The organism is Shimia gijangensis (genome assembly GCF_900142085.1).
GTDB classification, from domain to species: domain Bacteria; phylum Pseudomonadota; class Alphaproteobacteria; order Rhodobacterales; family Rhodobacteraceae; genus Shimia; species Shimia gijangensis.
Map to the genome: position 1 here is coordinate 1 of NZ_FQZQ01000067.1, position 1,577 is coordinate 1,577.

Consider the following 1,577-nt stretch of genomic DNA (forward strand, 5'->3'; position numbering starts at 1 on the left):
CATTGGCCGAAGTCTGCGACATGTTCACACCGCAAGAATGCTGGAACTACTTTTGCGAGGCCGGGTATGCATCAGGTTAAAAGCGCGTAGCTTTATCAGAAGTGGATTGGTGAAGCCGAAGGCTTCGATGCTGTCGGCTATCTGTCGGATCTGTTTCTTGTCGTGGGTGCGCGCATTGCGCGGTGAGGGTTTGAGATCTTGCGGGGCAACCCGCTCCAATTCAGGTCTCATTGGTATGTTCCTTGATTGGCGCTCACAAACAGCTGTGGCGCATAAATGATGGGAGCGCTAAAGCGCTGCGATATGTGTAAATATTCGCCCTAGCGGGTCATCCAACCCACGAAGACTTGTCCCATCCGGAACCATCCAATCACCTGCCCATACTGGCGGTGACCTCTCCTCATCCGAGGCCTTCTGCCACTGAACCCATCCAGGTCGTGGACTTCTTTCCGAGTCTCGGGTCCGCTATCCAGCAATCCACTCTGTCAGCTCGGCCATGACAGGTGTCAGCCCCGTGCATCTATGTTCGTGCCCGAATCAAATTAAATCAATAGTTTTTATTTCCTTCTGTTTCATTGAGTTACACAATCAGGCGCGCTTTCGTATAGATTTGAGGTAAGACTGGACTACCCGCTCAAACCACGCATCACTGCTCACACGCCCGCGCATGTCCGGGCTCTCCTCGGTACCGGCGATTTACGCCCCCGGAACGCCAGAGGAGAGACAAATGCCGCTACCAAAACTTGATGAGATCGATGATCTGGACCGCCAGGCCCTGCGTGTGGCCTGGCGTGAGGTTGTACCGCGATCGGCGCCACCCCGCATGAGCCAGGTGTTCATGCGCCGGGTTCTGGCTTTTGATATCCAGGCACAAATCTATGGCGGCCTGCCAAAGAGCTTTCTTCGCGACCTCAACAAAGTTGCGAAGGGCAAGACCACCTCTAACAAATCCCCGAGCCTCAAACCCGGCTCCCGTCTTTTGCGCGAGTGGAATGGGGTCACCTATGTGGTTGATGTCACTGAACAGGGTTTTGTCTGGAACACCAAGACCTACCGGTCTCTGTCCAAGATTGCCCACATGATCACCGGAACACATTGGTCCGGGCCGCGTTTCTTCGGCTTATCCAAGGGCGCGCCCAAATGACTGCGCCTCGCAAAATCCGCTGCGCCATCTATACCCGCAAGTCCTCGGAAGAAGGTCTGGATCAGGATTTCAACTCGCTGGATGCCCAGTTTGAGGCCTGCACCGCCTATATCGCCAGCCAAAAGCATGAGGGCTGGAAAGGCCTCAAGGAACGTTATGATGATGGCGGTAAATCAGGCGGCACACTGGAGCGCCCTTCCCTGCAGCGCCTTCTGGCAGACATTGAAGCCGGGCGGGTCGACATGGTTGTGGTCTATAAGATCGATCGGCTCACACGGGCCTTATCGGATTTTGCAAAACTTGTGGATCAGTTGGAGGCGGCAGAATGCTCTTTCGTGTGTCTGACGTCAGCGCTTATGGGTCCAAATAGGGTGATTTGATAAGGGAGTGTTTCTGGCTCATCGTAACCACCAAGGAGTGGGACATGAGACAG

2 protein-coding genes and 1 pseudogene are annotated in these 1,577 nt (G+C 54.6%); 2 read left to right on the plus strand and 1 reads right to left on the minus strand.

The features are described from left to right. Positions 1-24: 24 nt before the first annotated feature. On the minus strand, positions 25-231 hold the full coding sequence (locus BUC32_RS20005; RefSeq protein ID WP_073257407.1) for a ParB N-terminal domain-containing protein: 207 nt from the start codon (positions 229-231) through the stop codon (positions 25-27). 496 nt (positions 232-727) lie between these two features. Here BUC32_RS20005 and BUC32_RS20010 point away from each other — a divergent pair, with 496 nt between their 5' ends. Continuing rightward, positions 728-1,144 (plus strand): DUF2924 domain-containing protein, encoded by a 417-nt coding sequence (locus BUC32_RS20010; RefSeq protein WP_073257410.1) that lies wholly within the window; start codon positions 728-730, stop codon positions 1,142-1,144. Next, a pseudogene (locus tag BUC32_RS20015) lies at positions 1,141-1,497 on the plus strand (recombinase family protein); the annotation flags it as partial. The gene BUC32_RS20010 and the pseudogene BUC32_RS20015, both read left to right, overlap by 4 nt. Between the last annotated feature and the right edge of the window lie 80 nt (positions 1,498-1,577).